Raw genomic sequence first — 25279 nt, 5'->3', positions numbered from 1 at the left:
GCTCAGTGCGCGGAACCCGAAGAGCCGGAGGGCAACAGGTTGGCGAGCGAGCCGGTGCCCACCGGCGGATTCGGGTTCGTCAGGGTGTAGCCGATCGACGCCGTCGAGTTGTCCTGCGCGGCGCTCACGGTGAAGTTGCCGTAATCCGAGGGCACCCAGGTGACCTGCGCCGTCGCGGCGTTGCTGTCCCAGTCGTCCTGCACCGGAACGGCATAGCCGATGACATTGCCGTTCACCGCCACCGCGACCTGGTTCAGGCGATTGTCCCCGGTCAGCCGGACCCGCACGTAGCAAGCCTTGCCGACGGTGCACTGCTGGCTGTCGGAGACATTGTCGATGCGAACCTGGCTGGTGTCGGCCGAGGCGGCCGGGGCCAGCAGCGCGGGCACCGCCGCCGCGGTCAGCGCGGCCGCCGCGGCGGTGAAAGTCGTGCTCTTCATTGCACGCGATACTCCTTCCGGCACTTCGGATGACGAGTGCCGAGCCGGACTTTAACAGCGGGAACACGCCTGTCCGGGCAAAATGAAATGAATCTGTTTCATGTTTTGATCATCTTCTGATCATCGAGCGGCGGGCACGATAACAACCGCCACCGACAAACCCGGGTCCGTCCCGCCCGTGCCACGCCGAATGATCCACGGCGCGCCGAAACATCCACAGGCGCAGTGAAACCGCAGGTCGGCCTCCGGGCCGTGGCGGAGCCCCGGCGCACGCTCGATCGCATGACAGCCCACATCGACTCGCCCCCACCCGAATCCGTCAACCCCGAACCCGAACCCGACGTCCGCCTGCACGCGCCCGGCGATCTGATCGCGGCGGTGCCCGCCCTGCTGGGCTTCATGCCCGTGCGCTCGCTGGTGGTGGCCGCCCTGCGGGCCGACCCGATGCGGTCCGGAATGGCGGGCGTGGAGGTGGTGACCCGTATGGATCTCGACAATCCGGGGCGCACCGCGACGGGAGCCATGGTCGATCAGGTCGCGGCCATCTGCGTGCGGCACGACGCCGTCGCCGCCATGGCGGTCATCGTCGATGATCGCGCCACCCCGCCCACCCCGCAGCATCGCGGCGTGCGGGCGCGCAAGCATCGGGATCTGATTGCGGCACTGGAGCATCGGCTCGACGCCGAGGCGGTGCCGCTCGGCGGAGCCTGGGCGGTGAGCGGTATCGGTCCGGAGCTGCCGTGGTGGAGTGTGATCGGACCGCGGTGTCGCGGCAGCCAAACCGATCCGGCGGCCTCGATGGTCACCCTGCGGCAGGTGCTGGCGGGACGGCCGGTGCGCGGCTCACGCGGGGAGCTCGACGATTTCCTCGCCGCCGATCCGGTGCAACGCGACGCCACTGCCGTCGCGCTGGAGATCGCCGAGTGCGCGGCGGCCCGGCGGCTGGCCCGCACCGCGGAGCACGGTGACCCGTTGCTGCCGTTGCGGTTCGAGGTGTGCCGGGTGCTGCGATATCTGGAACGGGTGGAGGCCGGTGCCCGGCTGCTGCCCGCCGAGATCGCCGATGTGGCGGTGGCGCTGCGGGATTCGGCCCTGCGCGACATCATGCTCGCGTTGGCCCCGGGGCCGCGCGCCGATGCCGCCGAGACGCTGTGGCTGCAGCTGACCCGCGCCCTGCCGGATCCCGATCGCGCGGAAGCGGCCGCGCTGCTGGGGTATTGCGCCTACGCGCGCGGGGACGGGCCGCTGGCGGGCGTGGCGCTGGACGCCGCGATCGCCGCCGATCCGGAGCATCGGCTGGCGGTCCTGCTGGAGGCCGGGCTGCGGGCGGGCATGCGGCCCGAACGCTTGCGCAGGCTCGCGTACTCCGGCCGCAAGGCCGCGGCCGAGCTCGGCATCGACCTCGGGCCGGAGTCGTGAAATGCGGTGCCCTCCGAAGGGCGGAGCGGCCTCAGCGGGCGCTGTGCGCGCGGTCGCCGAGCCCGCGCAGGAAATCCCAGGCGTCGGAGACGATCTCGTCGAGATCGGTGTGCTCGGGCCGCCAGCCGAGTTCGGCGATCGCCTTGGCGCTCGAGGCCACCAGCACGGCCGGATCACCGGCCCGGCGCGGGGCGTCGACCTGGTTGATCGGCAGGCCGGTCACCCGCTCGCAGGCCGAGATGACCTCGCGCACCGAGAAACCGGTGCCGCTGCCCAGATTGAAGATGCGGTGCACGCCCGGCTGCGACTGCGCCAGCGCCAGCTGGTGCGCCCGCGCCAGATCCAGGATGTGGATGTAGTCGCGCACCGCGGTGCCGTCCGGCGTCGGGTAGTCGTCGCCGAAGACCGAGATGGATTCGCGCTGACCCAGCGCGGTCTGCAACACCAGGGGGATGAGATGGGTTTCCACCACACGGTTCTCGCCGAGCCCGGCGTAGGCGCCGGCCACATTGAAGTAGCGCAGGCTGGTCGCGGCCAGCCCGTGCGCCACCGTGTAGGAGGTGATGGCGTAGTCGATGGACAGCTTCGAGGCGCCGTAGGGATTGGTCGGCGCCTTGGCGGCGTCCTCGACGATCGGCACCTGCTCGGGCTCGCCGTACACCGCCGCGGTGGAGGAGAACACCAGCCGCTGGGTGCCCGCGGCGCGCATGGCCTCGAGCAGGGCGAGGGTCTTCACCACATTGCCGTGCCAGTACTTCTCGGGAGCCACCACCGACTCGCCGACCAGCGACTGGGCCGCGAAATGCAGCACGCCGTCGAAGGATTCGGCCCCGATCAGCTCGACGCCCGCCGTGGCGATATCGCCCTCGACGAACTTCGCGCCGGCCGGGACGCCGTCGGCATTGCCGGTGGACAGATCATCGACGACCACGACCTCGTGGCCGTCCTCGAGCAGCACCTGCGCGCACACGCTACCGACGTAGCCCGCGCCTCCGGTCACCAGAAGCTTCACGTATCAGACCAATTTCACCTGGACGGCGTGCGCCATCTCGTCGGACAGTTCGAATCCCTCATGACCGGGCACCGAGATGATCACCGCGCCCGGCTTGTTCTCCACGGTCACCCGCGCGTCCGGCACGATGCCCGCCTCGCGGAGCTGGTTGATGGTCTCCGGATCGGTCTGGATGTGCTCCGAGAGGCGACGCACGACCACGGCCTGCGCCTGCCCGGTGGGCAGATCGCTGAGCCGGACCAGCTTCTCCTCGGCGCCGGAGTTGGGCACCACGCCCAGCTCGTCCAGGCCCGGAATGGGATTGCCGTAGGGGGAGGTGGTGGGGTGGTTGAGCACCTCGACCAGGCGGCGCTCCACCTCCTCGCTCATCACGTGCTCCCAGCGGCACGCCTCGGCGTGCACGTTCTCCCACTCCAGCCCGATGATGTCGACCAGCAACCGCTCGGCCAACCGGTGCTTGCGCATCACGGCGACGGCCATGGCGCGGCCCTTGTCGGTCAGCTCGAGATGGCGATCCCCGGCCACGGTCAGCAGACCGTCGCGCTCCATCCGCGCGACCGTCTGGCTCACGGTGGGGCCACTCTGCTCGAGGCGCTCCGCGATGCGGGCGCGCAGCGGCGTGACACCCTCCTCCTCGAGGTCGTAAATGGTACGGAGGTACATCTCCGTGGTGTCGACCAGATCCTTCACCTGTTAAACCCCTTCGTCGGCACGAATTCTACCCATGCACGGCGGCTGCACCGGGCGACAGCTTATTTCGCGAACGCACTGTCAACACCCAGGACGGGCAGCGTGTTCCCTGCGGGTTTGTCGACAACGCGTGGAGCCGGTCGGCATGCGAGCGGCATCCTGCCATCCCGGTACGACAGCTCCGCCATCCCGGTGCGACAGCATGCGGTGCCTAAAGCCTACGAAGGCGCCGGACGCATTAGCGTGGCAGGTATGCCTGGCCTCGCTGGTGGTGACGGAACCGTTGTCTGGACCGATAGGTTCCTCGACTACACCTGGACGCCGGAGCACCCGATGCGCCCGGTTCGACTGCAGTTCACGATGGCGCTCGCCGAGGGGCTCGGACTGCTCGACGGGGTGGAGCGAATCACACCCGAGGCGGCCGGGGAATCGGAGCTGCTGCGGGTGCACACCCACGACTACATCGAGGCGGTCAAGCACGTCCGGCAACCCTCCGGCCCGGTCCCGGCCGCCCCGCCCTTCGGTCTCGGCTCGGCCGACAATCCGGTCTTCCCGCACATGCACGAGGCCGCGTCGGTGATCGTCGGCGGGACCCTGGCCGCGGCACAGGAGATCGCGGCCGGGCGCACCCGGCGGGCGGTGAGCATCGGCGGTGGCATGCATCACGCCATGCCCGCCTCGGCAGCGGGGTTCTGTGTGTACAACGATGTAGCGGTGGCCATTTCATGGTTGCTGGACAACGGTTTCGACCGCATCGCCTATATCGACGTGGACGTGCACCACGGCGACGGCGTGCAGCGCATGTTCTACGGGGACCCGCGCGTGCTGACCGTGTCCATCCACCAGCACCCGGCGACGCTGTGGCCCAATACCGGCTGGCCGGAGGAGACCGGGGCGGGCGCGGCCGAGGGCACCTCGATCAATCTGCCGATCCTGCCCGGCACCCGGGACCCGCTGTGGCTGCGCGGTTTCCACGCCGTGGTGCCCGGTGCGCTGGCGGCCTTCCGGCCGCAGATCGTGATCAGCCAGTGCGGTGTCGACACCCATCGGGAGGATCCCCTCGCGGACCTCGAACTCAGCGTGGACGGTCAGCGCGCGGCGTTCATCGCCATGCGGGAGCTGGCCGACCGGTACGCCGAGGGCCGCTGGCTCGCGGTGGGCGGCGGAGGATACGGGTTGATCCGGGTGGTGCCGCGCGCGTGGACGCATCTGCTGGCCACCGCCCTGGACCGCACCATCGATCCGGCCACCCCGACCCCGCCGGAATGGCGTGCACAGGTGGGTAGGTACGCACCGATGGTGGCCGCGCCCGAGACCATGGGCGACGGCGCCGATATCGCCTTCGCTCGCTGGGACGGTCCCGGCGGCGGCCGCGAGACCGGCGACGAGCGCGCCGACCGCGCCCGCCGGGCCCTGGACACATCCGTATTGGCAACGCGCCGGGCGAGTTTCGGCCTGCTCGGCCTGGATCCGGAGGATCCCCGTGACTGATCCCGCCGAGCCCGCCGATCCCGCGGACGCCGCGCTGTCCGCCAATGGCAGCACCGCCGCGGCGGCCAGCCCGCCGCCGCTGCCGCCCGATACCCCGGGCACGCCGGTGAATCCGCCTCCGCCGCCGGAACACTGGTTCGCCGATGTGCTGGCCTCCGACGGCGGCGTCGTGCGGCTGCGGCCGATCACGCCCCAGGACGCGGAGGCGCTGGAGCGCTTCCACACCCGGCTCTCGGACCGCACCCGGTACCTGCGCTACTTCGGGCCGTATCCGCGGATGACGCCGAAGGACCTGTACCGCACCACCCACGTCGACTACCACGACCGGGTCGGGCTGGTGACCGAGCTCGGCGACGAGATCATCGCGGTCGGCCGGTACGAGTACCTGGCGGATCGGCCGGGACCGCGCGCGGCCGAGGTGGCGTTCGTGGTGGCCGACGAGCATCAGGGGCGCGGGCTGGGCTCGATCCTGCTCGAGCATCTCAACGGCGCGGCGGCCGAGAACGATATCGAGACCTTCGTGGCCGAGGTGCTGGCCGAGAACAACGCCATGGTGCAGGTGTTCCGCGACGCCGGATACCAGGTGCAGCGCAGCCGCGACGGCTCGGTACTGCACCTGGAGTTCGCCATCGACCCGACCGAGGCGCTGCTGTCGGTGCGGGACTCGCGCGAGCGCGCCTCCGAGGCCCGCAGTGTCGGGAACCTGTTGTCGCCCAGGTCCGTCGCGGTGATCGGCGCGACGCCCTCCACCAGCCGGGTGGGCGGCGCGGTGCTGGCCAACCTGCTGTCGGGTGCGTATCAGGGCCCGGTGTTCCCGGTGAACCGCAATCGCACGGCGGTGCGCGGAGTCCGGGCGTATCCGACGGTGCGCGACATTCCCGACGAGGTGGATCTGGCCGTGATCGCGGTGCCCGCCGCCGAGATCGGGTCGGTGCTCGACGACTGCATGGCCAAGGGCGTGAAGGGGCTGGTGGTGCTGACCGCCGGGTTCTCCGAATCCGGGCCGCGCGGTTACCAGGCCGAACGGGAACTGGTCGACGCCGCCCGGGCGCACGGCATGCGGGTGGTGGGCCCGAGCGCGCTCGGCATCGCCAATACCGATCCGTCGATCGCGCTGAACGCGACGCTCGCCCCGGTGCTGCCGGGACGTGGTCGGATCGGATTCTTCTGTCAGTCCGGCCCTTTGGGCGCGGCCATCCTGGGCGAGGCCGCGGCCCGGCAGCTGGGGCTGTCGACCTTCGTCTCCGCCGGTAACCGCGCCGACGTGTCCGGCAACGACCTGATGCAGTACTGGGACTCCGACCCGAACACCGATGTGGTGCTGCTGTATCTGGAGACCTTCGGCAATCCGCGCAAGTTCTCCCGCATCGCGCGGCGGCTGGCGCACACCAAACCCATTGTGGCCGTGAACAGCGGCCGCAATGTGGCTCGCATGGACGGCGATCGGGACCTGGACCGCTCGCTGGTGCGCAACCTGTTCGCGCAGGCCGGGATCATCCAGGTCGATTCCATCACCGAGCTTTTCGACTGCGCCATGCTGCTGGCCTATCAGCCGCTGCCGGCCGGTCCGTGTCTCGCGGTGATCGGCAACAGCGCCGCGCTGAGCTGGCTGGCGGTCGACGCGGCCCGAGGTGAGGGCCTCGAGGTGGGCGAGCCCATCGATCTGGGGCCGCAGGCGAGTCCGGCCGACTATCTGACCGCGGTCGCCGCGGCCGTCACCGATCCGGCGGTGCAGGCGGTCATCGTGATCTACTCGCCGCCGGTGCCCGCGGCCGTGGCCTCCTACGCCGAGGCCATCCGCTCGGGAGCCCAATCCGATCCGGACACACCGGTTCTCACCACCTTCGTCGCCGACCAGGGCATGTCCAACCTGCTGGCCACCCGCGGGCTGGGCGGCATCCTCGAGCGCGGCTCCATTCCCTCCTTCGGCGATCCGGAGCGGGCGGCGCGGGCGCTGGCGCGGGTGCGGCGCTACGCCGACTGGCGCACCCGGCCGCTGTCGCCGATCGCGCGGCCCGGCGGCGTCGACACCGCGCGGGCACGAGAGCTGGTGGCGGGGTGGATGTCCGACGACGCGACGCAGTGGCTGGACGACCTGCGGGCCGCGGAACTGCTGGCCTGCTACGGGATTCAGGTGGTCGAGTTTCGGGAGGTGCGCGACACCGAGGCGGCGGTGGCCGCCGCCGAGGAGCTGGGTTACCCGGTGGCCGCCAAGGCCACCGGCGAGATGTGGCGTAACCGGCCCGATCTCACCGGTGTGCGCCTGGATCTGTGGCGGCCCGATGCCGTGCGCCGGGCGTTCACGGATCTGACCGAGATCTCGGGCAATCCGGTGCACATCCAGCGCATGGCGACCAAGGGCGTCGGCTGCACCTTCCGGGCGCAGGACGACCCGTCGTTCGGCTCGGTGATCAGCTTCGGCCTGTCCGGCACCATCATCGATCTGCTGGGCGACCGGGTGTACCGGGCGCTGCCGCTGACCGAGGCGGAATCGGCCGAACTCATCGACGCGCCGCGCGCCGCCCCGCTGCTGTCGGGCACCGTCGGCGGCCGCGATATCGGCAAGCCGGTGGACAAGACCGCGCTGGCCGAACTGGCGCAACGGATCTCGGCGCTCTGCGACGACCTCCCGGAGGTCCGGGAGTTGCAGTGCGAACCGGTGCTGGCCTCGCCCGACGGCGCGGCCGTGCTGTACGGACGGGTGCGGATCGGGCCGGAGCCCAACAGGTTCGATATCGGTCCGCGCCGAATGGGTTGAGCAACCGTCACAAACGGCTTGCGACACAAAAGAAGCGAACGCTTCGGAGAGGTGAACGTAGTGCAGGTAAACCAGATCGAGACGGCGACCGCGCCACTGCGCGACGATATCCGGTTCCTCGGCGGGATCCTCGGTGACACCATTCGCGACCACGAGGGCGCGGAGATCTTCGACCTGATCGAACGGGTCCGGGTGGAGGCGTTCAAGATTCGCCGCTCCGAGGTGGAGCGCAGCGCGGTGGCCGATATGCTGCGCGATCTCGACATCCGCACCGCCATCCCGGTGATCCGCGCCTTCAGCCACTTCCTGCTGCTGGCCAATCTGTCCGAGGACCTGCAGCGCGACCGGCGGCGCGCGGTGCACATCGCGGCGGGGGAGCCGCCCCAGGACTCCAGCCTGGCCGCCACCTACCGCAAGCTCGACGCCATCGGACCCGACGGGGACGCGGTGGCCGATCTGCTCGCCGACGCCCTGGTGTCGCCGGTCATCACCGCGCATCCGACCGAGACCCGGCGGCGCACCATCTTCGACGTGCAGGGGCGCATCACCGAGCTCATGCGGCAGCGGCAGCGCTACAACCAGTACGAGCCCGAGTTCGCCGAACTCGAGGTCGATATCCGGCGGCAGGTGCTGCAGCTGTGGCGGGCGGCGCTGATCCGATTGGCGCGCTTGCGGATTCAGGACGAGATCGAGGTCGGGCTGCGCTACTACGACCTGACGCTGTTCGATGTCATCCCGCGCATCAACGATCAGGTGCGCGCGGCACTGCGCTCGCGCTGGCCCGGGCACGAGCTGCTGAACCGGCCGATCCTGCGGCCCGGCTCCTGGATCGGCGGCGACCGCGACGGCAATCCGTTCGTGACCGCGGAAGTGGTGCACCGCGCCACCCACCGAGCGGGTGCGGTGGCCTTCGATCGATACCTGAAATCGCTTGTGGAGCTGGAGAAGTCGCTGTCGCAATCGGCGCGGCTGGTGCCGGTGACCCCGGAGCTGGCGGCCATCGCCGATGCGGGATACGACGATTCGCCGCAGCGCGCCGACGAGCCGTACCGCCGGGCCATCCGCGGCATCCGGGCCCGGCTCAGCGCCTCGGCGTGCCGGGCGCTGGGGGAGATCCCCGCCGACGGAATCGATGTCGGCGCACAGCCTTACGCCGGACCCGGCGAGCTGCTGGCCGATCTGAACGTGGTCGACGCCTCCATGCGCGCCTCCGGCGACGGCCTGCTGGCCGATGACCAGCTGGCCGCGCTGCGGGCCGCCGTGGAGACCTTCGGCTTCCACCTGCAGGGCCTGGACATGCGCCAGAACTCCGAGACCCACGAGCAGGTGGTGGCCGAGCTGTTCGCCTGGGCCGGAGTGCATTCCGACTACGCCTCGCTCGACGAGGCCGCACGCATCGAGTTGCTGGCGGCCGAGTTGACCACCCGCCGTCCGCTGGTCGGACCGAACGCGCGGCTGAGTGAGCTGGCCGCGAAGGAACTCGGCGTGGTGCGCGCCGCGAAGACCGCGCTCGACGATCTGGGCCCGGATACCGTGCCCAACTACATCATCAGCATGTGCACCTCGGTCAGTGACATGCTCGAGGCCGCCCTGTTCCTGAAGGAGGCGGGCATTCTCGATCCGGGCGACGCGAACACCCCGCCGTCCAGCCCGGTCGGGGTGGTGCCGCTCTTCGAAACCATCGACGACCTGCGTGGCGGAGCCGAAATCCTCTCCGCCGCACTGGAAGTGCCCGCCTACCAGCGTCTGGTCGCCGCGCGCGGGATGCAGCAGGAAGTCATGCTCGGCTACTCGGACTCCAACAAGGACGGCGGCTATCTGGCCGCCAACTGGGCGCTGTATCGCGCCGAGCTGAACCTGGTGGACGTGGCCCGCAAGGCCGGAATCCGCCTGCGGCTCTTCCACGGTCGCGGCGGCACCGTGGGCCGCGGTGGCGGCCGCAGCTACGACGCCATCCTGGCCCAGCCCGCCGGCGCGGTGCGCGGCGCGCTGCGCCTGACCGAGCAGGGCGAGGTCATCTCCACCAAGTACGCCGATCCCGGTACCGCCTACCGCAATCTGGAGGCCCTGGTCGCCGGCACCCTGGAATCCACGCTGCTCGATGTCGAGGGCCTGGGCGCGGATGCCGAACCGGCCTACGAAATGCTGGACGAGCTGGCCGAATCCGCGCGCGCGGCCTATTCGAAGCTGGTCCACGAGACCCCCGGCTTCGTCGACTACTTCCGCGCCTCCACCCCGATCGCCGAGGTCGCCGACCTCAATCTGGGCAGCCGTCCCGCCTCCCGCAAGCCGACCAATTCCGTCTACGACCTGCGCGCGATTCCGTGGGTCATGGCCTGGAGTCAGTCCCGGGTCATGCTGCCGGGTTGGTACGGCACGGGTTCGGCGTTCGAGCAGTGGATCGGCGACGATCCGGCCCGCCTGGCCACCCTCACCGACCTCTACCGCCGCTGGCCGTTCTTCCAGACCGTGCTGTCGAATCTGGCCCAGGTGCTGGCCAAGGCGGATATGGACATCGCCGCCAGCTACGCCGACCTGGTTCCGGACAAGGCGTTGCGGGACAAGGTCTTCGGCATGATCTGCGACGAGTACTCGCGCACCGTGCGCATGCACGCCGCCATCACCGGCACCGACGAACTGCTCGCCGACAACCCGGCCCTGGCCGAATCCATCCACAACCGCTTCCCGTACCTCGAACCCCTCAACCAACTCCAGGTCGAACTACTCCGCCGCCGCCGCGCGGGCGACACCTCCGAACTCGTCGAACGCGGCATCCTCCTCACCATGAACGGCCTGGCCACCGCCCTGCGCAACTCCGGCTAGCCACATCCCACAATTCCTCTGCCCCGGGAAGAGGGGGCGGAGGAATTGTGTGGAACATGATGCTTTCGCACTGCGGGAAAGTTAGTGTTCGGCGATCTCGTCGTCGGGGTGTCGAACAGGAGTTCCAGATGAGTGCGAGTAGCACGTATTTTCGCCGAATCGCTTGGGGTGCAACGGGTCTGATTGTCATGACCACTGTGGTCGCGTCCACCACCGCGACCGCGTCGGTCGATCCGCTCCCCGGAATCGGCGTCCAGGCGCCGCCCTCCGGTGGTTTCGTGGTGGGCACTCCGGTGACCGTGTACGGGATGGTGCTGATCGGCGGGGTCTCGTTTCTTCCGGGACCTCGATACACCTTCACCGACAATGGATCCTGCTTCTACGCGAAGACCCCGCTGGGTCAGAACGCCAGTCAGATTCAGGTCACCTGGATCCCGACCACCGCGGGTAGTCACACTCTCACTGTGACGCAGAACGGCCACTCGGATTCGACGACGGTTACGGTCGTGGCCGCGCCCGCCGGAACCGCGGTTCCCACTCCGTCGACCCCGGGGTGTAGCAGTAGCGGCAGTGCCGGGACCGGCAGCCTCGGATTCTGACTCGGGCTCTCGGGTCCTGATGGCCACGGCATTCGTTGCCGTGGCCATTGTTCGAGTCGATAGGTAGGTAAAAACCTACGGTTGACGGGTAGGTGATTTCCTACCTATCGTGATGGTCATGCCGTACCGCTTGAAATCCGGAAGCGCCGATCGAGTGTTCGGGGCGCTGGCCAATCCGACCCGGCGCGACATTCTCGAGCTGCTGCTCGAGGGGGAGCAGTCGGTGCAGGTGATCGCCGAGCGTTTCGATATGGCGCGGCCCAGTGTCTCGGAGCATCTGAAGGTGCTGCGGGACGCCGGGCTGGTCGCCGAGGACAAGCGCGGACGGCAGCGGTTCTACCGAGTGGAACCGGATCCGTTGCACGACCTGCAGTCCTGGCTCGATCCGTTCGAACGGTTCTGGCGGGCCCGGCTGCGCGACCTGGGTGCGGTGCTCGACGCCATGCCCGACGAACCCGATATGCCTGAGGAGAAGGACCGATGATGACCGACGACATCACCAAGATCGAGCTCGACCACTTCTACCCGCACCCGCCCGAGAAGGTGTGGCGGGCGCTGACCACCCCGGAACTCATGGGGCAGTGGATGATGCAGCCCATCGGCTTCGAACCGGTGGTGGGCAATGTCTTCGAGATGAAGACTCAGCCCATGCCGGGTCAGAACTTCTCCGGCGAGATCCGCGGCGAGGTGCTGGAAGTCGTCGCCCCCGAACTGCTCAGCATCACCTGGAACGACGCGAACGCCGACCACCCGAGCGGCTGGGTGATCAGCTGGGCGCTGCACCCCGAGGGCACCGGCACCCGGATCCTGTTCAGCCACACCGGTTTCGACCCGGAGGACGCGGTCATGCAGCGGGCGCGCAGCATCATGGGCAACGGCTGGGCGGGCATGCTCGACCGCCTGGAGACGGTGATTCCCCGGGCCTGAGACCCGGGGAATCGCGGCGATCAGGGTTGCGGCACCGGCTCTTTCGCCGGTGCCTCCGGAGCCTTGGCGGGCGGTCCCTGCCGCAGCGGCAGTTCGACGATGAACAGCGCCGCGATCAGGCCGATCGCGCACAGCACAGCCGACCAGGTGAAGATGCTGTCGATCCCGGCGGTCATTCCCGCCAGCCGCTCGTGCCCGTTGACCTGCCGGTTGAACAACGCGCCGAACAGCGCCACACCGAAGGACCCGCCGAGCGTCCGGAACAGCGTCTGCACGCCCGACGCCGCGCCGATGTCGTTCATCTCCACGCTGTTCTGCGCGATCAGCACGGTCATCTGCATGAGGAATCCCATGCCCGCGCCCAGCAGCGCCATGTAGACGCCGGTCATGAACCGGCTGGTGTCGGTGCCCACCGTGGCCAGCGCGATGCTGCCCGCGGTGAGCAGCGCACCGCCCGCGATCGGAAACACCTTGTACCGCCCGGTTTTGCTCATCACGCGGCCCGCGATCTGCGAGACCACGATGATCGGCACCATCATCGGCAGCAGCAACAGCCCCGAATTCGAGGCCGACGCACCCTGCACGGTCTGCTGGAACAGCGGCAGGAAGCTGACCGCCCCGAACATGGCCGCGCCCGCCACCACCGACAGCACCGAGACCAGCGCGAAATTGCGGCTGGCGAACAGATTCAGCGGAATGATCGGCTCGGCCGCACGGGTCTGCGACCACAGGAACGCGGGCAAGCCGATCACCGCGACCGCGATCACCGTGAGCACCTGCGGTGAGCCCCAACTGTATTGCGCCCCACCCCAGGTCGCGACGAGCACGATGGCCGAGATGGTGACCGTCAGCAGCGCCGCGCCCAGATAGTCGATCTTGGCGTTGGGTCGCCGCGCAGTCAGATGCAGCGTGGCCTGGCACCACACGAAGGCGATCAAACCCAGCGGCAGGTTCAGATAGAACGCCCACCGCCAGCCGAGGTGATCGGTCACGAACCCGCCGACCAGCGGCCCGCCGATGGTGGCCAGCGCCATCACCGACGCGGTCATGCCCATGTACTTGGCGCGTTCGCGCGGCGGGATGAGCTCGCCGATGATGGCGAACGCCCCCGCGGCCAGCCCGCCCGCGCCGATGCCCTGCAGCACGCGAAAACCGATGAGCTGATCCATGTTCTGCGCGGCCCCGGACAGTCCGGAGCCGACCAGGAAGATGGCGATGGAGGCCAGGAAGTTGTTCTTGCGGCCGAAGAGGTCGCCGAGTTTGGCCCAGATGGGGGTGGATGCGGCCGTGGCGAGGGTGTACGCGGAGACCACCCAGGACAGCCGGTCGAGGCCGCCGAGTTCGCCGACGATCGTCGGCATGGCCGTGCCGATGATCATGTTGTCGAGCATGCCGAGCAGCATCGCCAGCATCACGCCGAGCAGGATCCACCGCACGTTGCGCGGTGCCTGAGCTGTGGTTATCGAGGTCATAGCGGTCCCTCCCTTCATTCGTCGAAGTCTGATTCGGGGACCGAGCGGCCCCGCGATCCAGAAAACCATAACGAATAAAGAAATTCAACCGCTTAGAAAATTGTATGACTAAGGACTCCCGTGTAGGGTGCGGTCATGAGCGGACTCCGAGAGCGGAAGAAGGCCCAGACCCGTAAGGCCCTGGCCGACGCGGCCCTGCGCCTGATGCTGGAACGCGGCTACGACGCGGTCAGTGTCAAGGAGATCGCCGAGGCCGCCGACGTCTCGGTGCCCACCCTCTTCGCGCACTTCCCGGACGGGAAGGAATCGCTGGTCTTCGATATGGACGCCGACCGCGAGACCGCGGTGGTCAGCGCGGTCCGCGACCGCGCGCCGGGGACAACCGTGCTCGAGGGTCTGCGCGACGGCTTCCTGAAGTTCCCGCGTCCGGCGGAGACCGAGGAGATGCGCGATTTCATGCGCCTGGTCGAGGAGACCCCCGCGCTGTCGAGCTACTTCCGCAAGATGTGGCAGCGGCACGAGGGCGCGCTGGCCCGGGCCATCGCCGAGGAGTTGGGCCGCGAGCCCGATGATGTGGCCGTGACGGCCTTGGCGCACTTCGTGTTCGGTGCGCTCGATGTCGCCCGCCGAGGAGAGGATCCGGCGGGCGACCTCGCCCGGATTTTCGAGCTGATCGAGAACGGATGGGGCTCGATCGTCAACCCCTGAGGGCGCTCAACCCTTGAAGGCTTCCGCGTGATCGCGCGCCCACTCGGCGTAGGTGCGCGGCGCACGGCCCAGCACCTCCTCGACATCGCCTGTGACGACGGCGTTTCCGCCGTCGCGGACGAACGCCTGCCCGGCCAGCGCGCCGTCGGCGAACTGCTCGGACATGCCGGAGTCGAGCATGAATCCGCGGGCCAGCTCGAGCGGAATGTCGGCGACCTCGATCGTGCGGCCGAGTGCGGCGGCGAGGGCGTCGGCCTGATCGCGCGTGGTGATCGCCTCGGGTCCGGTCAGCGTGTAGATCTGGCCCGCATGCCGATTCGAGAGCAGCGCTTGCACCGCGACGGCGGACACGTCGCGCGGATCGATGACGCCCTGTCGTCCCTCGCCGGTCATGTTCGGCACCGGCTGCCCGGCCGCGAGCGGGGCGCTCCAGCTCAGCGTGTTGGACGCGAAACTGCTGGGGCGCAGGATGGTCCACGCCACCCCGCTCTCGCGCACGGCCTGCTCGCCGGGCAGGTGCCAGGTGCCGACCGGGCCCAGTGCGGGATCGCCGGTGCCGATGGCGGACAGCTTCACCAGCCGCTGCACTCCCGCCTCGCGGGCGGCGGTGGCCAGCGCCCGATCCAGTTCGATGTAGTCCGGGCCGAGCAGCCCGACCAGGAACGCGGCCTCCGCGCCGGCGAAGGCGGCGGCCATGGACTCGGTGTCGGCGTAGTCGCCGCGCACCACCTCGACGCCCTCGGGGGCCTCGATGCTCTCCGGATTCCGGGTCACCGCGCGCACTTTCACGCCGCGCACGCTCAGCTGCCGGACAACTTCACTTCCGATGGTGCCCGTGGCACCGGTGATAACGATCATGCTCATCAGCCTGCCGAGCCCGCACCCTCGGGCTCTAGGAAAAACCGGCACAGCGGCGGACCGCGAAACTGCCTAGAGTCGATCGGGTGACCATCGCGCAACTCCCGGCCCCCGTCGTCACCGCCGACGAGCTCGAACACCGGCTGACCACCCCGGAATCCCTGCGGCCGTGGATCACCGACATCGCGCACATCCCGACCGTTCAGCCGGGAGCACAGGCCTACACGCATATTCCGCAGGCGGTCACTACGATCGTGGTGCGCACCGAGGAATCCGGCCGCCGCGACGCATTGGTCGTCGGCCCGCGCACCCGTGCCAGCTACGCCAATCCCAGCAAGCCCGCCGGATGCACGCGAATCCGCCTGGCCCCCGGCGCGTCCCAGCCGCTGCTGGGTATGCCCGCAGCCGACCTCACCAACCGGGTCGCGCTGCTCGCCGACCTCCCGGGTGCCGCCGCCGATCTCGCGGAGGCGCTCACCGAACTGGATCAGGACGAGATCCTGCCGTTCCTGGAATCCGAGCTGCCGCAGCGCCTCTCCGAGGACCGCACCCGCCGCGACCACCGCCGCCTGCTCGGCTCGGCCGTCGCCGCGATGGACACTGCCGGCCCGATCACTGAACTGGCCACCAGCCTGGCCATCAGCGAACGCCAACTCCGCAACCTGTTCACCGCCGGAATCGGCGTCTCGCCCAAGCATTACGCCCGCATCGTCCGACTGCGTCAGGTCCTGGCCGCCGCCGGCAATACCCCATGGTCGGATTTGGCCATGGAGAGCGGCTATTACGACCAATCCCACATGACGGCCGACTTCCGCTCCCTGATGGGCGTCCCGCCCACCGCCTACTTTCGCGGCGACATCCCCGCGCCGGGCCCCTGCCAGTCCCTGACCCGCTTCACGAACTGATTGGTCGCTCAGATCAGGGCGATGAGCGGCTGGGTTTCGCTTGCGGGATAGACGGATTCGATGACGGCGGTGAGGCGGATGCGGGATTCGCCGAGTTGGCCGGTGAAGACGCGGCGGCCGGCGGAGGCGTCGCGGTGGTCGGTGGCGTCGGTGAGTTCGAGGGCGCGGGCCCAGGTCATCAGGTGGGTATTCGATTCGGCGGCAGGCAGATCCGGGTGGACGGTGCCGCAGAATTCGGCGTCCGCGCCGTTGGCGTCCAGGCGGGCGCGGCAGTCCCACATCCAGCTCACGGGCGGTAGCGATGCCCCGGCGACCTCGCTCGCATAGGAGTTCACCAACTGCGACAGGGTGTCCATGGCAATCATCGTCAGCGAATCGGTCACACGCGCCAGAGTCCCACTCCCGAGAGCCGCTGGCCCGCAACCTCACTCGCGCCCGCGTGTCGATCACGCCGGGCGGCATGGAAAGCCGGGCATACCGCGCAAATCCCTACGGTGTCACCGGTCGGCGCACAAAAACGCCGACCGATTCGGCTCTCCGGAGGGGGACGTACGGGGAGTCGGATCGGTCGGCGGAATCGGGCCAGCGCCTCGTAGATGGCCCGACGTCGGAGGGTTAGCTCGCGTACGCGCGCAACCGGTCGGCGCGCTCGCCCTTGCGGAGCTTGGACATGACCTCGCGCTCGATCTGGCGGACCCGCTCGCGGGACAGCCCGAAGAGCTTGCCGATCTGATCCAGGGTGCGCGGCTGGCCGTCGTCGAGGCCGTAGCGCAGGCGGATGACCTGCTGCTCCCGCTCGTCGAGGGTGGCCAGCACGGTGCGGACGTCGCGGTGCAGCAGTCCGGCGATCACGGCACTCTCGGCCGAGGTGGCCTCCGAGTCCTCGATGAAGTCGCCGAGCGGGGCCTCTTCGTCATTGCCGACCGGCATGTCGAGGGATACCGGATCGCGGCTGTGGTCGAGCAGGTCGGCGATTTTCTCCACCGGAATACCCGATTCCCTGGCCAGTTCCGCGTCGGTGGCCTCGCGGCCGAGCTGCTGGTGCAGTTCGCGCTTGATGCGGGCCAGCTTGTTCACCTGCTCGACCAGGTGGACGGGGAGGCGGATGGTGCGGGACTGATCGGCCATACCGCGGGTGATCGCCTGACGAATCCACCAGGTGGCGTAGGTCGAGAACTTGAAGCCCTTGGTGTAATCGAACTTCTCCATGGCGCGGATCAGACCCAGGTTGCCCTCCTGGATCAGGTCCAGCAGCGGCATGCCGCGGCCGGTGTAGCGCTTGGCCAGTGAGACCACGAGGCGGAGGTTCGCTTCCAGCAGGTGCTGGCGGGCGGCCTGACCCTCGCGAACCAGGATCGCCAGATCCTTCTTCTTCGCGGCGGACAGACGCTTGCTCGTCTCCAGCAGGTGCTGAGCGTAGAGGCCCGCCTCGATGCGCTTGGCCAGCTCGACCTCGTCGGCCGCCGTCAACAGCGCCGTCTTGCCGATCCCATTCAGGTACACGCGTACCAGGTCGGCGGCGGGGCTGGCGGCGTCGAGGTCTTGTTCGCTGGTGCGCACGTCAGTGGTGGCGGGGCTTGTCATGACTTGCCTCCTGTCGGTGGTGTCTCGCTCCGTTCAACGGACCCGACAACAGGAAAGTTCCCCGACGGACTACCGGTAAACCGCACCTGAGCTGCGGTTTTTACGGCGCACGTCTGAGAAGTTCCTGAGAAGCGCGTATCCTGTGGAACTCGCGCCCCCGGCGGACGGCCCTCGGTGTCCGGGTGGTTGCCACCCGCCGGACCCGAACTTCCTGACGCGACAAGCGAATACGTGTCCGACGTGTGTGAATGGGCCTTGGCGTCGCGTCGAAATCCGAGCAGAGCTTGAAACGATTCGCAGGTCGCCCGCATTCCTTAGGGGTTCCGCATCGATATGCGGGCGACACGCGATCGTGACGGACCTCACCGCCGCTCAGGGCACTGTTCCGGGTGCTTCTCAGCGGGGATGGATGAGGCCGTGGCGGACCAGCCCGGCCACCACGGTCATGGCCGCGGTCTCGAATTCCTCGGTCGCTGCGTCGCCGGTCTCGCTGAAGGCCAGCAGATCGACGAGCTCGCGCAGCGGCAGGCCGTCGGGGCGCATGCCGGCCAGTAGCGCGGCGATGGTGTCGTCGACCTCGTGCTGCCAGCGCGGGCCGTCGCCGCGGTGCAGCCGGGCCACCGCCTGCGCCCAGCCCTCGTCGCCGGGGAGGTAGACGCGTTCGAGGGCGGTGGCCGGATCGACCTCGTAGCGGGAGTCGAGGATGAGGTCCGGGTCGGCGGCCGCGGCGCGCAGCCAGGCCGAGCGCTCGAAGTACGCGAGCGCCTCGGGGCCGAGCGGGTCGTCGAAGCCGTGGGTGAGGTCCTCGGCCAGCAGTTCGGTCGGGCCGTCGATGGCGCGCATATAGACGAAGCCGAATCCGATGCCTACGACGCCGGATTCGGCGAAGGCGTCGAGCCAGCGTTCGGCGCGGGCCTGGGCGGCGCCCTCGCGCGGGTCCAATCCGGCGTCGCGCAGCCAGGTTCCGACATAGAGGGCGGGATCGGCGATGTCGCGCTGCACGATCCAGGCGTCGATGCCGTCCGCGGGCAGCCAGCTCGCGACACGGGAGCGCCAATCCTCGCCCTCGACATGGACCCAGGAGGCGAGCAATGCCGCGGTGCCGCCCGGATTCAGCATGTCCGGAATGCCGGAGATGACGAGTTCGCTGGCGCCGTCGAGGTGCAGGCCGGAGTCGCGGTAGGTGTGTTCGACGCGGGCCGGGCCGACCACGAACGGGGGATTGGCGACCACCTGATCGAAGCGGCGGCCCGCGACCGGCTCGAACCAGGAGCCCTGCAGCAGTTCGATATCCAGGTCGTTGAGGGCGGCGGTGGCCTCGGCCAGCCAGAGGGCGCGCTCGTTGAGGTCGGTGCCGGTGACCTTACGGCCGTAGGCCGCGGCGTGGACGGCCTGGACACCGCAGCCGGTGCCGAGATCCAGGACGGTGCCGACCTTATGGGTCGGGGTGGTGCGCAGCAGGGACAGGGAGGCCTGGCCGACGCCGAGCACGTGATCGGTGTCGAGGCTGCGGCGGCGCATGGAGTCGTCGAGGTCGGACAGCACCCAGCGGGTGCCGTGGCCGAGGTCGAGGGGGCGCAGGTCCAGGGCGGCGCGGATCTCGTTGCCGTCGCGCTCCAACAGTCCGGCGGCCACGGCCCGGTCGATGCTCAGGGGCGAGAAGGCCGCGGCGGCTTCATGTTCGGTGACGGGGTCGCCGAGCAGCAGTAGGCGCACCAGGGTGCCGAGTTCGCCGAGGTCGGCGGCGGCCCGGCGGACCGGGACGGGTTCGCCGCGGCCGAGGGCGGCGTGGGCGGCGTCGCCCAGCGCTTCCAGGAGGGTGTCCGCGTCGTAGCGGACGCGGGTCAGCGCCGCGCGTAGGTCGGGCGCGAGGTCGGCGAGCAGGGACGAGGTGGTCGTCAAGCGCGGGACGACGGAGCGATTCGTCGGCATGAGCAGGAACTCTGCCACCGCAACCGGTGGGCATTCGGCAGCGGGCCCGGTTCGCTCGGTCCGCAGGGGTGGAAACCGGTTGGTTGCTGCGGACCGAGGCCGGGAATTCCGGCTCACTTCCCGATGAATTTGCGATCTCACCTGCGGTTATTCGCCCCGCTCGGGCCGCCCTCCGTTGCTAGTGTGACCCGGATCACCAGGAGGTATCGCAGTTGACAACTGAAATCCACACCGGCGGACCGGAACCCGACTGGTCCCAGGCCTACGACAGCCCCGAGTTCCAGCGCCTGCGTACCCGCTTCCGGCGCTTCGTCTTCCCCATGACCGCCCTGTTCCTGCTCTGGTACGCGCTGTATGTGCTGCTGGCCGACTACGCGCACGGCTTCATGTCGCACAAGGTCGCCGGGAACATCACCGTCGGGCTGCTGTTCGGCCTGGGGCAGTTCCTTTCGACCTTCGTCATCACCGGCCTCTATGTCTGGTACGCCGACCGCAAGCTGGACCCGATGGCCGAGGCGATGCGCGCCGAACTGGAAGGGGAGCGGCGATGAACGCTCTGCTCGCAGCCGGAGTCGAGGGCAGCCGGCCCGGACTCAACATCACCATCTTCGCCATCTTCGTCGCCATCACCCTCGGCATCGTGGTGTGGGCCAGCCGCGACAACCGCACGGCCGCGGACTATTACGCCGCCGGGCGCGCGTTCTCCGGGCCGCAGAACGGGATCGCCATCTCCGGCGACTACCTGTCGGCGGCCAGCTTCCTCGGCATCGCCGGGGCCATCGCGCTCTACGGCTACGACGGCTTCCTCTACTCCATCGGATTCCTGGTGGCGTGGCTGGTGGCCCTGCTGCTGGTGGCCGAATTGCTCCGCAATACGGGCAAATTCACCCTCGGTGACGTGCTGGCGTTTCGCATGCGGCAGCGGCCGGTGCGGGCCGCGGCGGCCACCTCGACGCTGGCGGTGAGCCTGTTCTATCTGCTCGCCCAGATGGCGGGCGCGGGGGTGCTGATCTCGCTGCTGCTGGGCGTATCCACTTCCGCCGGACAGAATCTGGTGATCGCCATCGTCGGCGCGATCATGATCGTCTACGTGCTCGTCGGCGGTATGAAGGGCACCACCTGGGTGCAGATCGTGAAGGCGGTGCTGCTCATCGGCGCGGCCGCGGCCATGACCGTGTGGGTGCTGGGGCGCTACGACTTCAATGTGTCGAGCCTGCTGCAGGACGCGGTGAACCACGGCGGCAAGACCGGCGCGAAGCTGCTGGAACCGGGCTTCAAGTACGGCAAGACCGGTACCACGAAGATCGACTTCCTTTCCCTCGCACTGGCTCTGGTGCTGGGCACGGCCGGGCTGCCGCATGTGCTGATGCGGTTCTACACCGTGCCGACGGCCAAGGAAGCGCGGCGATCGGTGGTGTGGGCGATCGGGCTGATCGGCGTCTTCTACCTGTTCACCCTGATCCTCGGCTACGGCGCGGGCGCGCTGGTCGGGCCGGAGAAGATCGCCAAGGCGCCCGGCAAGGAGAACGCGGCCGCGCCGCTGCTGGCGTTGGAGCTGGGCGGGCCGGTGCTGCTGGGATTCGTTGCGGCCGTGGCGTTCGCGACGATTCTGGCGGTGGTCGCCGGTCTGACCATCACCGCGTCGGCGTCGTTCGCGCACGACGTGTACGCCAATGTCATCAAGCGCGGCAGCGGTGAGGGCAAGGTGCACGAGGTGCGGGTCGCGCGGATCACCGCGGTGGTGATCGGGGCGCTGGCCATCGTGGGCGGCATTCTGGCTAAGAACCAGAATGTGGCGTTCCTGGTGGCGCTGGCGTTCGCGGTGGCGGCCTCGGCAAACCTACCGACCATTTTGTACTCGCTGTTCTGGCGACGCTTCAATACGGCGGGCGCGCTGTGGAGCATCTACGGCGGGCTGGCGGTCACCGTCGTGTTGATCGTGTTCTCCCCGGCGGTCTCCGGGGCACCCAGCGCCATGATCAAATCCCATGACTTCCACTGGTTCCCGCTGTCGAACCCCGGGCTGGTGTCCATCCCGGTTTCGTTCGCTCTGGGCTGGCTGGGAACGATCTTGTCGAAGGAACGCGACGATTCCAAGTACGCCGAGATACAGGTGCGGTCACTGACCGGCGTCGGAGCGGAAAAGGCTGTGCAACAGTAAAGTCCGATTAAAATGGCGAAAAGTTAGCTGAAAGGCGTTTCGGAATTACAAGATCAACTATTTGAAGATCAAAAATACTGGCCCGCAACGAGGTTGGGCTGTGTATGCTATTGATCATGCACAGCCCCACTACGAGGTGGGATGACGGCAAGGCGGTGTCGTATTGGACCTCAACAGGCTCCGGATGCGCAGAGCGACTGCTATCGCAATCGCTTTCGGCATACTGGCATTGATGGTCACAGGGGCGTTCGATCGATTGTTGCTGGGTGTTTTCATAACCACCGGACTGGTACTCGGTTGGGTTAATGCCCGGCTCACCTGGATGGCGATTGTCCGCATCACCGATGCGGAAACTCCCAGCAAACAAAAGCTGGCGCTGTCCTCGGCATCGCGCCTGGTGATTCTGACCGGATTGTCGATTCTGGTGGCGTTCCTGACCCGTCCCTACGGCGTCGGAATCTTCTTCGGGCTGGCCCTCTTTCAATTGATCTTGGTACTGCATACCGTTCTGCCCGAGGTGAAAGGGCTTCGACAGCAATCATGAGCATTCCCGTTGCCTCTCTTGCCCATCTTCCGGCTCTGCTGGCCGCCGAGGAGTCCTCGGGTGAGTCCAAGATCCACGTCGGTGAGCACGCCCAGGCGCATCTGTGGGGCATGACCTTCAATGTGGACACCATCGTGTCCACCGGGGTCGCCGCGCTGATCGTGCTGGGGCTGTCCTTCTACCTGCGCGCCAAGATCACCTCAGGCGTCCCCAACGGCGTTCAGCTGTTCTTCGAGGCCGTCACGGTCCAGATGCGCAATCAGGTGGAGACGGCGATCGGCATGCGGATCGCGCCGTTCGTGCTGCCGCTGGCGGTCACGCTGTTCACCTTCATCCTGCTGTCGAACTGGTTGTCGGTCTTGCCCGTTCAGTACGGTTCGGGGGAATTGATCGCGCCGCCGGCGTCCGATTTCAACTTCACGCTCTCGCTGGCGCTGTTCGTATTCCTGCTCTACCACGCCGCGGGCGCGTGGCGGCGCGGGCCGGGCGGGCACGTGAAGCAATTGCTCAAGGGGCACACCGGGTGGGGCCCCATGGTTTTCATCAATGTGGTCGAGGAAATCGCCAAACCGCTGTCGCTGTCGCTGCGACTATTCGGCAACATGTTCGCCGGCGGCGTCATGGTTTCGGTGATCACCTTGTTCCCGTTCTGGATCAGCTGGGGTCCGAATGCCATCTGGAAGATCTTCGACCTGTTCGTCGGAGCCATTCAGGCGTTCATTTTCGCCCTGCTGACCATCCTCTACTTCAGCCAGTCGATGTCGCTGGAGAGTGAAAACCACTGAGCCGCTCGGCGACTCAGGGCTAACCTTTTGCAAAAGGAAGTGAAAAAATGGCAGATCCAGCAACCGCGAGTATCGTCCAGGGCGCTCTCATCGGCGGCGGCATCATTCTGGCGGGCGGTGCCATCGGCGCGGGAATCGGTGACGGTCTGGCCGGCGCCGCGTTGATCAACGGCGTGACCCGGCAGCCCGAGGCCGAAGGCCGACTGCGCGTGAACTTCTTCCTGACCGTCGGTCTGGTCGAAGCGGCATACTTCATCAATCTAGCGTTCATGGCCCTGTTCGTATTCGCTACTCCCGGTAAGTAGACGTCATCATGTCTCCCAGAACAGATGTGGAGGCCGCGGGGAACTTCCTGGTCCCCAACGGCACCTTCTTCGCCGAGTTATTGATCTTCCTGATCGTGCTCGCGGTCATCTGGTTCTTCGTGGTTCCGCCGATACGAAAAGTGCTGGCGGAGCGGGAGGCACGAGTCGAGGTCACGACGGCCACCGCCAAGGAAGCCAGCGAAACCTTCGCCGAAGCCGAGGCACGCTACGAATCCGCACTCGAGAAGGCCCGCACCGAAGCGGCCGACATCCGCAACCAGGCACGGGCGCAGGGGCGGGCCATTCTCGAGGAAATGCGTGGCGAGGCGCAGAAAGAGGCCGACCAGATCGTGGCCGAGTCCACGGCGCACCTGCGCGCCGAGGCCGACCAGGTGGCCGCCGAACTACGCGAAGCCGTCGAACCGCTCGCCCAGGACCTGGCCGGCCGGGTCCTCGGCAGCAACGATCGTGCCCGGACCAGCGCGGGCCAGCAGAGAGGACGGGGGTCGGAATGATCCTCACCAGTACCCATCTCGCCGAGGGTATCTATGACATTCGATTCGACTGGCCCGTCTTCTTCAGTCAGCTATTCGGATTCGCCGTCATCGTGTGGTTCTTCGCGAAATACGTTGTGCCACCGGTGAAGCGGATCATGACCAACGCCCAGAACCAGATCCGCCGGCAGCTCGAGGAGTCCGAGGCGGCAGCCGACCGCCTCGCCACCGCCAAGGCCGCCTACGACAACGCGGTAGCCGAGGCCCAGGCCGAACTCGACCGCATGCGCGAGGAGGCCCGCGCCGACGCCGACCGCATCATCATCCAGATGCGCGAAGCAGCCGCCGCCGAAGTAGAAAGAGTCCGCAAACAGGGCCGCGACCAAATCCTGCAATACCGCAGGCAAATGATCCGAGACCTCGAGGCGGACCTGGCAGCCGCCATGCTGGCCCTAACCGAGGAAAAGGTCCGCGAACAACTGGGTTCCCCCCAACAGCGAGCCGACAGCATCGACAAATTCCTCGAAGACCTCGAAGCCCTAGCCAACTCCGGCGAGGCCCGCAAACAACCCCAAACCGAACGCAAATAACCACCCGGGGGCCCAAACCCCCTGTCCCACAGTCGGGATCAGCCCTGGCCCGGATCATTCCCCACCCGATCCGGCCAAGGCTCCTCCCTGTCACCCACTCTCGCCACCGCAGATCCCCGGCTGGGTACAGTGCCGGGATGGCAGTCACTGTGGAAGCGCTGACCGAGATCGACGACGAGATTGTGGAGGCTTTCGGCAGACTGCTGCCCCAGCTGTCACAGACCGCCGAGCAGTTGGATCGAGAAGCGTTGGCGCGGGTGGTTTCCGGTGGGGCGACCACGGTGCTGATCGCCCGTAGCGACGGAAAGATCGTCGGGACATTGAGTTTGGTGATGTTTCCGATCCCGTCGGGACTTCGGGCGCGGGTTGAGGACGTCGTGGTCGACGATTCGGCTCGGGGGCAGGGTATTGGGGCGGCGTTGCTCGAGGAGGCCAAGACCCGAGCAGCGGCCGCTGGCGCGCGAACGTTGGATCTGACCTCCCGGGCGTCCAGGGTCGCAGCCAATCGCCTGTACGAGCGCTTGGGATTCCGGGCTCGCGAGTCTCAGGTTTATCGCTTCACTCCGGCCGACTGACCGCGACTAGCGTTCGTCGATTCGATTCGGGTGATTCTTCGGGCTCAGGCGGGTTTGCGGCTGGTTAGGCAGTAGGGCTGGCCTGTTGGGTCGGACATGACTATCCAGTGTTTGCCGCGGTTGGTGCGTGAGGCGCCGAGTTTTTCGTGCCAGGCGGCGGTGGCTTCGATGTCTGTGCAGGCCAGGTCGGGGTGGGCTGTGGTGGGG

Annotated in this window: 26 protein-coding genes; 17 read left to right on the top strand and 9 right to left on the bottom strand. The window is 68.0% G+C overall.

Going from position 1 to position 25279, the window contains the following annotated elements; translation table 11 throughout:
- Positions 1 to 2: 2 nt before the first annotated feature.
- Entirely contained in the window at positions 3 to 440 is a 438-nt protein-coding gene (locus tag ACAM49_RS03315; RefSeq protein WP_369633957.1) for a hypothetical protein, read from the bottom strand.
- A gap of 282 nt (positions 441 to 722) precedes the next feature.
- Between ACAM49_RS03315 and ACAM49_RS03310 the strand changes: the two genes are divergently transcribed.
- The gene (locus ACAM49_RS03310; RefSeq protein ID WP_369633956.1) at positions 723 to 1859 is read left to right on the top strand and encodes a DUF4192 domain-containing protein; all 1137 of its coding nucleotides are present in this window, start codon (positions 723 to 725) and stop codon (positions 1857 to 1859) included.
- 31 nt (positions 1860 to 1890) lie between these two features.
- On the opposite strand, the gene galE is transcribed toward ACAM49_RS03310, so the two are convergent.
- Together galE and ACAM49_RS03300 are read right to left on the bottom strand one after the other, a co-directional pair.
- Entirely contained in the window at positions 1891 to 2871 is a 981-nt protein-coding gene (galE, locus tag ACAM49_RS03305; protein ID WP_369633955.1) for a UDP-glucose 4-epimerase GalE, read from the bottom strand.
- 3 nt (positions 2872 to 2874) lie between these two features.
- Complete coding sequence (locus ACAM49_RS03300) at positions 2875 to 3561, bottom strand: metal-dependent transcriptional regulator (RefSeq protein WP_040810066.1); 687 nt, start codon at positions 3559 to 3561, stop codon at positions 2875 to 2877.
- A 252-nt stretch (positions 3562 to 3813) separates the two neighbouring features.
- Between ACAM49_RS03300 and ACAM49_RS03295 the strand changes: the two genes are divergently transcribed.
- From ACAM49_RS03295 to ACAM49_RS03270, 6 genes are all read left to right on the top strand, one after another.
- Positions 3814 to 5052, top strand: coding sequence for an acetoin utilization protein AcuC (locus ACAM49_RS03295; protein WP_369633954.1), 1239 nt, complete (start codon positions 3814 to 3816; stop codon positions 5050 to 5052).
- A gap of 79 nt (positions 5053 to 5131) precedes the next feature.
- A complete protein-coding gene (locus ACAM49_RS03290) occupies positions 5132 to 7810 on the top strand; it encodes a GNAT family N-acetyltransferase (protein ID WP_369634015.1) in 2679 nt (892 codons plus the stop codon).
- Positions 7811 to 7870: 60 nt separating this feature from the next.
- The gene (gene ppc, locus ACAM49_RS03285) at positions 7871 to 10633 is read left to right on the top strand and encodes a phosphoenolpyruvate carboxylase (protein ID WP_369633953.1); all 2763 of its coding nucleotides are present in this window, start codon (positions 7871 to 7873) and stop codon (positions 10631 to 10633) included.
- 188 nt (positions 10634 to 10821) lie between these two features.
- Positions 10822 to 11232 (top strand): hypothetical protein, encoded by a 411-nt coding sequence (locus ACAM49_RS03280; protein WP_369633952.1) that lies wholly within the window; start codon positions 10822 to 10824, stop codon positions 11230 to 11232.
- A gap of 118 nt (positions 11233 to 11350) precedes the next feature.
- Entirely contained in the window at positions 11351 to 11716 is a 366-nt protein-coding gene (locus tag ACAM49_RS03275) for an ArsR/SmtB family transcription factor (protein ID WP_369633951.1), read from the top strand.
- Positions 11716 to 12159: an SRPBCC domain-containing protein gene (locus ACAM49_RS03270; protein WP_369633950.1), complete on the top strand. Its 444-nt coding sequence runs from the start codon at positions 11716 to 11718 to the stop codon at positions 12157 to 12159. Before ACAM49_RS03275 ends, ACAM49_RS03270 begins: the two co-directional genes overlap by 1 nt.
- 20 nt (positions 12160 to 12179) lie before the next feature.
- Here the strand turns inward: ACAM49_RS03270 and ACAM49_RS03265 are convergent, their stop codons facing one another.
- On the bottom strand, positions 12180 to 13631 hold the full coding sequence (locus tag ACAM49_RS03265; RefSeq protein WP_369633949.1) for a DHA2 family efflux MFS transporter permease subunit: 1452 nt from the start codon (positions 13629 to 13631) through the stop codon (positions 12180 to 12182).
- A gap of 135 nt (positions 13632 to 13766) precedes the next feature.
- On the opposite strand from ACAM49_RS03265, the gene ACAM49_RS03260 reads away from it, so the two are divergent.
- Positions 13767 to 14339 carry a TetR/AcrR family transcriptional regulator gene (locus ACAM49_RS03260; RefSeq protein ID WP_369633948.1) on the top strand — a complete coding sequence of 191 codons (573 nt, stop codon included), beginning with the start codon at positions 13767 to 13769 and terminating at the stop codon, positions 14337 to 14339.
- A 6-nt stretch (positions 14340 to 14345) separates the two neighbouring features.
- On the opposite strand, the gene ACAM49_RS03255 is transcribed toward ACAM49_RS03260, so the two are convergent.
- The gene (locus tag ACAM49_RS03255) at positions 14346 to 15197 is read right to left on the bottom strand and encodes an NAD(P)H-binding protein (RefSeq protein WP_369633947.1); all 852 of its coding nucleotides are present in this window, start codon (positions 15195 to 15197) and stop codon (positions 14346 to 14348) included.
- A gap of 86 nt (positions 15198 to 15283) precedes the next feature.
- Between ACAM49_RS03255 and ACAM49_RS03250 the strand changes: the two genes are divergently transcribed.
- Complete coding sequence (locus ACAM49_RS03250; RefSeq protein WP_369633946.1) at positions 15284 to 16102, top strand: helix-turn-helix domain-containing protein; 819 nt, start codon at positions 15284 to 15286, stop codon at positions 16100 to 16102.
- An 8-nt stretch (positions 16103 to 16110) separates the two neighbouring features.
- On the opposite strand, the gene ACAM49_RS03245 is transcribed toward ACAM49_RS03250, so the two are convergent.
- The 3 genes from ACAM49_RS03245 to ACAM49_RS03235 all read right to left on the bottom strand — a co-directional run bounded on the left by ACAM49_RS03245 (position 16111) and on the right by ACAM49_RS03235 (position 19618).
- Positions 16111 to 16485 carry a hypothetical protein gene (locus tag ACAM49_RS03245; RefSeq protein WP_369633945.1) on the bottom strand — a complete coding sequence of 125 codons (375 nt, stop codon included), beginning with the start codon at positions 16483 to 16485 and terminating at the stop codon, positions 16111 to 16113.
- A 232-nt stretch (positions 16486 to 16717) separates the two neighbouring features.
- Complete coding sequence (locus ACAM49_RS03240) at positions 16718 to 17686, bottom strand: sigma-70 family RNA polymerase sigma factor (RefSeq protein WP_040810046.1); 969 nt, start codon at positions 17684 to 17686, stop codon at positions 16718 to 16720.
- A gap of 396 nt (positions 17687 to 18082) precedes the next feature.
- Positions 18083 to 19618, bottom strand: a complete 1536-nt coding sequence (locus ACAM49_RS03235) for a methyltransferase (RefSeq protein WP_369633944.1) — start codon at positions 19616 to 19618, stop codon at positions 18083 to 18085.
- 212 nt (positions 19619 to 19830) lie between these two features.
- Here ACAM49_RS03235 and ACAM49_RS03230 point away from each other — a divergent pair, with 212 nt between their 5' ends.
- From ACAM49_RS03230 to ACAM49_RS03195, 8 genes are all read left to right on the top strand, one after another.
- Positions 19831 to 20169 carry a DUF485 domain-containing protein gene (locus tag ACAM49_RS03230; RefSeq protein WP_369633943.1) on the top strand — a complete coding sequence of 113 codons (339 nt, stop codon included), beginning with the start codon at positions 19831 to 19833 and terminating at the stop codon, positions 20167 to 20169.
- Complete coding sequence (locus ACAM49_RS03225; protein ID WP_369633942.1) at positions 20166 to 21779, top strand: cation acetate symporter; 1614 nt, start codon at positions 20166 to 20168, stop codon at positions 21777 to 21779. Before ACAM49_RS03230 ends, ACAM49_RS03225 begins: the two co-directional genes overlap by 4 nt.
- 232 nt (positions 21780 to 22011) lie before the next feature.
- A complete protein-coding gene (locus ACAM49_RS03220) occupies positions 22012 to 22323 on the top strand; it encodes a hypothetical protein (protein WP_245568681.1) in 312 nt (103 codons plus the stop codon).
- A 110-nt stretch (positions 22324 to 22433) separates the two neighbouring features.
- The gene (atpB, locus tag ACAM49_RS03215) at positions 22434 to 23108 is read left to right on the top strand and encodes a F0F1 ATP synthase subunit A (protein ID WP_245568682.1); all 675 of its coding nucleotides are present in this window, start codon (positions 22434 to 22436) and stop codon (positions 23106 to 23108) included.
- A gap of 47 nt (positions 23109 to 23155) precedes the next feature.
- Positions 23156 to 23413 carry a F0F1 ATP synthase subunit C gene (locus tag ACAM49_RS03210; RefSeq protein WP_040810042.1) on the top strand — a complete coding sequence of 86 codons (258 nt, stop codon included), beginning with the start codon at positions 23156 to 23158 and terminating at the stop codon, positions 23411 to 23413.
- An 8-nt stretch (positions 23414 to 23421) separates the two neighbouring features.
- The gene (locus ACAM49_RS03205) at positions 23422 to 23928 is read left to right on the top strand and encodes a F0F1 ATP synthase subunit B (RefSeq protein WP_369633941.1); all 507 of its coding nucleotides are present in this window, start codon (positions 23422 to 23424) and stop codon (positions 23926 to 23928) included.
- Entirely contained in the window at positions 23925 to 24497 is a 573-nt protein-coding gene (locus tag ACAM49_RS03200) for a hypothetical protein (RefSeq protein ID WP_369633940.1), read from the top strand. The genes ACAM49_RS03205 and ACAM49_RS03200 overlap by 4 nt, the downstream gene beginning before the upstream one ends.
- A gap of 137 nt (positions 24498 to 24634) precedes the next feature.
- Complete coding sequence (locus ACAM49_RS03195) at positions 24635 to 25072, top strand: GNAT family N-acetyltransferase (protein WP_369633939.1); 438 nt, start codon at positions 24635 to 24637, stop codon at positions 25070 to 25072.
- A 44-nt stretch (positions 25073 to 25116) separates the two neighbouring features.
- Here ACAM49_RS03195 and ACAM49_RS03190 read toward each other — a convergent pair.
- On the bottom strand, positions 25117 to 25279 hold a 163-nt coding region (locus ACAM49_RS03190; protein ID WP_369634014.1), incomplete at its 5' end, for a VOC family protein.

Origin of the sequence: Nocardia sp. JMUB6875, from assembly GCF_041154655.1 — a bacterium.
Taxonomy (GTDB): Bacteria; Actinomycetota; Actinomycetes; order Mycobacteriales; family Mycobacteriaceae; genus Nocardia.
Note: the sequence above shows the minus strand (reverse complement) of the source record. Positions and strands in the feature narration are given on the sequence as shown.

Bases quoted from the DNA above. Each gene is read 5' to 3' on its own strand.
- ACAM49_RS03315 (WP_369633957.1), bottom strand. From the start codon at position 440: ATGAAGAGCACGACTTTCACCGCCGCGGCGGCCGCGCTGACCGCGGCG.
- ACAM49_RS03310 (WP_369633956.1), top strand. From the start codon at position 723: ATGACAGCCCACATCGACTCGCCCCCACCCGAATCCGTCAACCCCGAA.
- ACAM49_RS03295 (WP_369633954.1), top strand. From the start codon at position 3,814: ATGCCTGGCCTCGCTGGTGGTGACGGAACCGTTGTCTGGACCGATAGG.
- ACAM49_RS03280 (WP_369633952.1), top strand. From the start codon at position 10,822: ATGACCACTGTGGTCGCGTCCACCACCGCGACCGCGTCGGTCGATCCG.
- ACAM49_RS03275 (WP_369633951.1), top strand. From the start codon at position 11,351: ATGCCGTACCGCTTGAAATCCGGAAGCGCCGATCGAGTGTTCGGGGCG.
- ACAM49_RS03270 (WP_369633950.1), top strand. From the start codon at position 11,716: ATGACCGACGACATCACCAAGATCGAGCTCGACCACTTCTACCCGCAC.
- ACAM49_RS03265 (WP_369633949.1), bottom strand. From the start codon at position 13,631: ATGACCTCGATAACCACAGCTCAGGCACCGCGCAACGTGCGGTGGATC.
- ACAM49_RS03260 (WP_369633948.1), top strand. From the start codon at position 13,767: ATGAGCGGACTCCGAGAGCGGAAGAAGGCCCAGACCCGTAAGGCCCTG.
- ACAM49_RS03255 (WP_369633947.1), bottom strand. From the start codon at position 15,197: ATGATCGTTATCACCGGTGCCACGGGCACCATCGGAAGTGAAGTTGTC.
- ACAM49_RS03240 (WP_040810046.1), bottom strand. From the start codon at position 17,686: ATGACAAGCCCCGCCACCACTGACGTGCGCACCAGCGAACAAGACCTC.
- ACAM49_RS03235 (WP_369633944.1), bottom strand. From the start codon at position 19,618: ATGCCGACGAATCGCTCCGTCGTCCCGCGCTTGACGACCACCTCGTCC.
- ACAM49_RS03225 (WP_369633942.1), top strand. From the start codon at position 20,166: ATGAACGCTCTGCTCGCAGCCGGAGTCGAGGGCAGCCGGCCCGGACTC.
- ACAM49_RS03220 (WP_245568681.1), top strand. From the start codon at position 22,012: ATGGTCACAGGGGCGTTCGATCGATTGTTGCTGGGTGTTTTCATAACC.
- atpB (WP_245568682.1), top strand. From the start codon at position 22,434: ATGACCTTCAATGTGGACACCATCGTGTCCACCGGGGTCGCCGCGCTG.
- ACAM49_RS03210 (WP_040810042.1), top strand. From the start codon at position 23,156: ATGGCAGATCCAGCAACCGCGAGTATCGTCCAGGGCGCTCTCATCGGC.
- ACAM49_RS03205 (WP_369633941.1), top strand. From the start codon at position 23,422: ATGTCTCCCAGAACAGATGTGGAGGCCGCGGGGAACTTCCTGGTCCCC.
- ACAM49_RS03200 (WP_369633940.1), top strand. From the start codon at position 23,925: ATGATCCTCACCAGTACCCATCTCGCCGAGGGTATCTATGACATTCGA.
- ACAM49_RS03195 (WP_369633939.1), top strand. From the start codon at position 24,635: ATGGCAGTCACTGTGGAAGCGCTGACCGAGATCGACGACGAGATTGTG.